Below are 5,233 nucleotides of genomic sequence, written 5' to 3' on the forward strand. Positions count from 1 at the left end.
ACCACGACTCATGCGGTGCAGCAGGGCGGCTACGTCGATCTCACGGCGTCCAGCACCTCGTCGGACGTAGATGGCGGCTATTATGCCGGCGCCACGGTGCAGATCACCGCCGGTATCTTTGTCGGCAGCGCCAGCGGCGATCATCTGACGGTGCTCGATGGCGGGACCAACCGGGCCAGCGGAATGGTCGCCGGCACCAACATCACCGTGAGCTACGATAGCGCCAGCGAGAAGCTGACGCTGAGCGGCTACGACACCATCGCCCATTACAACACCGTGCTCGGCCATGTGCAGTACAACACGACCGGCAGCGACCCGACCAACGGCGGCGCCAACACCACCCGGACGATTTCATGGACCGTCAACGACGGCGCGAAAAGCATTCCGTTCGGCGCCCAGAACAGCGCCCAGACCGTGCTGACCATCGACGCCAACCATGCCCCGACCATCGACGCCTTCAGCAATCCGGGCAGCCCGGTGACCGAGGCCGGCAATGCGTCGGCGCAGGATATTCCGGCGCTCACCGGCACGCTCACGGTGAACGACGCCGACACCGGCAATTCGCTGACTGCGTCGGTGACCGGCAACGCGATCGCCAAACTGAATGGCTCCACCACGCTGCCCGGTGGCGTCAATCTGTCGGCCCTGATCGCTTCGGGCGCCATCAGTTTTACGTCGGCGACCAGCGACGGAACCGCCAAGGTCCTGACCTGGACCTACAACCCGACGGCCGCCAACCTCGATTTCCTGAAGGCGGGCGATCACCTCACGATCGAATATACCGCCCGTGTCAGCGACGGCATCGTCAATTCCGGCACCCAGATTCTCACCATCACGATCGACGGCAGCAACGACGCCGCGGTGCTGTCGAGCGCCACGGTGCCGCTGACGGAGGCCAATACGGCGGCCGCCATCAGCACCTCGGGCACGCTGACCGTCAGCGATCTCGACAGAGGAGAGCAGGCGTTCGTGGCGCGAAATGCGGTCGCCGGCGCCTACGGCCATTTCTCGATCGGGACCAATGGCGCGTGGTCCTATACGGCGGATACCGCCCATAATGAATTCGTCGGTGGCCAGCTTTATTCCGACACCTTCGCCGTGACGAGCATCGATGGGACGACGACCAGCGTCACCGTGAACATCACCGGCACCAACGACGCCGCGGTGCTGTCGAGCGCCACCCGGAATCTCGTCGAAACCGATAACGCGGCGGATATCAGTTCGTCTGGCACGCTGACGATCACCGATCCTGACAGCTCCCCGACCTTCGTTCCGCAGAACGGGACCGTCGGCACTTATGGCGCGTTCTCGATTGCCGCCAATGGCGCATGGAGTTACACCGCCAGCAGCGCGCACAACGAGTTTTTGTCCGGCACCACTTATACCGACACGTTCAGCGTCTCGAGCGCGGACGGCACCACGACCAGCGTGGTGATCCATATCGCTGGCAGCAACGACCTGCCGGTGATCACGGTGGTCGGCGGCGCCGACACCGCGGTGGTGGAAGCCGGCACCACTGTGCCCGGAGATCCCAATGCCTCGGGCCAGCTCACCATCAGCGATCTCGACGCCAACCAGAGCAGCTTCCAGGTTCCGGCCATACTGGCCAAGACCTATGGCACCTTCACCTTCACCGCGGCGGGCGTCTGGACCTATACGCTCGACCAGGCCAAGGCCAATCAACTCACCCAGGGGCAGGCCGCCACCGATACGCTGACCGTGAGGTCGGCGGACGGCAGCACCACGCAGGACATCGTGGTCAACATCACCGGCTCCAACGACGCCGCGACCTTCGGCGGCACCACCACCGGTTCGGCGGTAGAGGATGTCACGACCAGCGCCGGCGGAACGCTAACGGTCGCCGATGTCGATACCGGGCAGGCCGGCTTCGGCGCAGGCACGTCGCCGCTGGTGGCGACTTACGGCACGTTCACCTTCACCGCCGCGAGCGGCGCCTGGAGCTACACCCTCGACCATACCAAGGCGGATTCGCTGACCGGCGGACAGGTCGTGTCCGACAGGCTCACGGTGCATGCGATCGACGGGACGGCGCAGGACATCGTCGTCACCATCACTGGCACCAACGATGCGCCGGTGGCAACCGGTCTGGCCTCGCCGCTGTCGGCGCCTGAGCAGACCGCGCTCAACCTCAAGACCCGCGGCCTGTCGGTGAGCGATGTCGATGGCGGCAGCGAGTTGCAGACCGTCACGCTGTCGGTCACCGAGGGCGTCCTCAACGTCACCGCCGGCACCAGCGGCGCGACCGTCAACGGCGGCACCAGCGGCAGCGGCGCTTCGGTCCAGATCGTCGGCACGCTGGCGCAGATCAACGCGCTGCTGGCCTCCGACGGCAGCAGCACCGTCAGCTATATCGACAACACCGACACGCCCGGCGCCAGCGCCACGCTGACGCTGGCGGTGAAGGATGGCTTCAACGCCACCGGCAGCGCCAACTCGACCATCACTCTGGTCAAGGTCAACGACGCGCCGACCATTGCTGTGCCGGTGGCCGGCTACAGCGTGGCAGAGAGTGGCAGCCTCAATCTGAAGAACACCGGCCTCTCGGTCGCCGACGTCGATGGCGGCACGGGGACCGAGACCGTTACGTTGACGGTCGGCGAGGGCGTCCTGCTCGCGAGCGCGGGCGGCGGCGAGACGATATCCGGCAGCGGCACATCGACGATCACCGTCACCGGCACCATCGCTCAGATCAATGCGTTGCTCGGAGGCGGCGCGGGGACGCTGTCCTATATCGACAATACGGACCGTCCCAACAACACCGTGCTGACGCTGTCGATCAACGACAACGGCAACACCGGCGGCGGCGCGCTGACGGCGTCGGCCACCACATCCATCGCCATCACCGCCGCCAACGATGCGCCGGTCGGCGGCGCCGACGCGTATAGCGTCAGCGCCAACCCCACCGGCAGCAGCGCCTCGCTGTCGGCGCCAGCGGCGTTCGGCCTGTTGTCCAACGACCGCGATCCCGACGGCAACGCGCTGGTGGTCGCCAGCGTGAACGGCAATGCGGTCCCTGCCGGCACGCCGCTGACATTGACGCTGGCCTATGGCACGCTGATCGTCAGCGCCAATGGCGGCTTCACCTACACGCCCACCAGCGGTGCCGCCACCGGCACCGAGACCTTCACCTACAGGGCCGGCGATGGCACGACGACCTCCAGCGACGTCACGGTCAGCATCACCGTGGTGCCGCTGGCGACCGGCGGGACGCCGGCCGACGTGCTGTGGACCACGACGCAGAGCTCGGCCGACGCCACCACCAAGCCGGCGTCGATCCCCGACACCGGCGTCCTGCGGGTCAATACCGACGGCACCGTGACCCGGGTCTACGGCAACACCGGCACGACAGGCGAGGGCCGCACCGCGCCGATCGTGCAGCCGTCGAACATCGTCGTCGATGTCGCGAATAATCTTTATTACATGCTTGCGGTCCCGAGCACCCAGAACGTGCGCGACACCGGCATCATTTATATGGGCCATCTCAACAGCACGGCCGCGCCGACCATCGTCTACAGCAATCCCGATCTGCTGGGTTATGACGGCGCCAATATCGACGACATCGCCATCGATCCGACCACCCACACGCTGTACGTCTCGCAGCGGGTGAACTGGAACAACGGCGCGACCGCCAATAACGGCATCTTCGCCTTCAGCTACGACACCACCAGCGGCGTGCTGGATACGGCGCACCGCACCGCCATCGTCACCGTGGATCCGACCTACACCGACACCAGGGTCGGCCACCAGATCAGCTACATGACGCAGATGCCGATCGGCGGCGTGCTGTATTATGCGCAGGTCGACTACACCACCTGGACCGGCACCTACCAGCTCCACGCGGTCAACGTCACCACCCACATCGACACCGTCATCACGTCGGGCTGGTCGATCGCGTCGCTCGACTACCACACCCAGAACGGCGTCTACGTCAACGACCTGATCTACGACACCGGCAACAGCCGGCTCTATGTCTGGACCTACGACCAGCTCGCGGGACGCAATACCAACGTCTGGACGATGTACACGGTCAGCGCCGCGGGCGGGACGCCCGCCGTGGTGACCGTCAACGGTCCGAGCGGCCCGGTGTCCAACCTCGACAGCCACGAGTTCACCTACAACAGTGTCAACGGGCTGATCTACATCAGTTCCTATTCGCAGACCCTCAACGCCTACAGCGTCAGCGGCGACGGCAGGACGCTGAACTACGTCGCCGCCTCCAGCATCTCGGTGTCGCCGCGGCTGCAGTCCGGCGCGGCGACGGGACTGACGCCGAACGGCTACCCCCAGGACGTGCCGATCAGCATGTTCTTCACGCCCGGCGACAAGCCGCCGACCAATGTCATGACCGCCTTGAGCTACAGCGCCACCGAACAGACCCCGTTGACGCTGAAGGGCACCGGCCTGTCGATCGCCGATCCCGACGGCGGCAATTCGATCGAGACCGTCAAGCTGACCGTCGGCGAGGGCATTCTCAACGTTACCGCTGGCGGCAGCGGCGCGACCGTCAGCGACAGCGGCAATCCCACGGTGACCATCACCGGCACGCTGGCGCAGATCAACGCGCTGCTGGGCGGCGATGCTTCCAGCACCGTCAGCTATGTCGCCAACTCCGACAATCCGTCGGCGCACACCACGCTGACCTTCTCGGTGACCGACAACGGCGGGCTGACCGCGACCGATATCGCCACCATCTTCATCACCGCCGTGAACGATGCGCCGACCGCGGCGATCGGGCCGGTTGCCTACAATGCGACCGAACAGACGGTGCTCAACCTCAAGAATGCCAATCCGGCGCTGGGCCTGGCGGTCGATGACGTCGATGCCGGCGTCAACGGCATCATCTCGGTGACGCTATCGGTCGGCGACGGCATTCTCAACGTCACCGCCGGCACCAGCGGCGCCGCCGTCAGCGGCAGCGGCACGTCGTCGGTGACGCTGACCGGCACGCTGAGCGCGATCAAAAACCTGCTGACGACGGACGGCAGCAGCACCGTCGGCTACATCAACAGCAGTGACACGCCGACCGCCAGCACCACGCTGACCCTCACCGTCAACGACAACGGCAACACCGGCGGCGGCGCCAAGACGGCCACTGACACCGCGGTGATCAATATCGCCGCGGTCAACGACGCGCCGGTGGCGCAGGACGACGTCTATTCCGGCAACCAGGGCGGTACCGTCACCGCCACCGGCAGCGGCGTGCTGGCCAATG

Annotated in this window: 1 protein-coding gene; it reads left to right on the forward strand. The window is 65.9% G+C overall.

Going from position 1 to position 5,233, the window contains the following annotated elements; genetic code table 11:
- The coding region (locus JWR89_RS26185; RefSeq protein ID WP_299721106.1) for a VCBS domain-containing protein at nt 1-5,233 on the forward strand (5,233 nt) is incomplete at both ends.

Source organism: Tardiphaga sp., assembly GCF_028290785.1.
GTDB lineage: Bacteria > Pseudomonadota > Alphaproteobacteria > Rhizobiales > Xanthobacteraceae > Tardiphaga.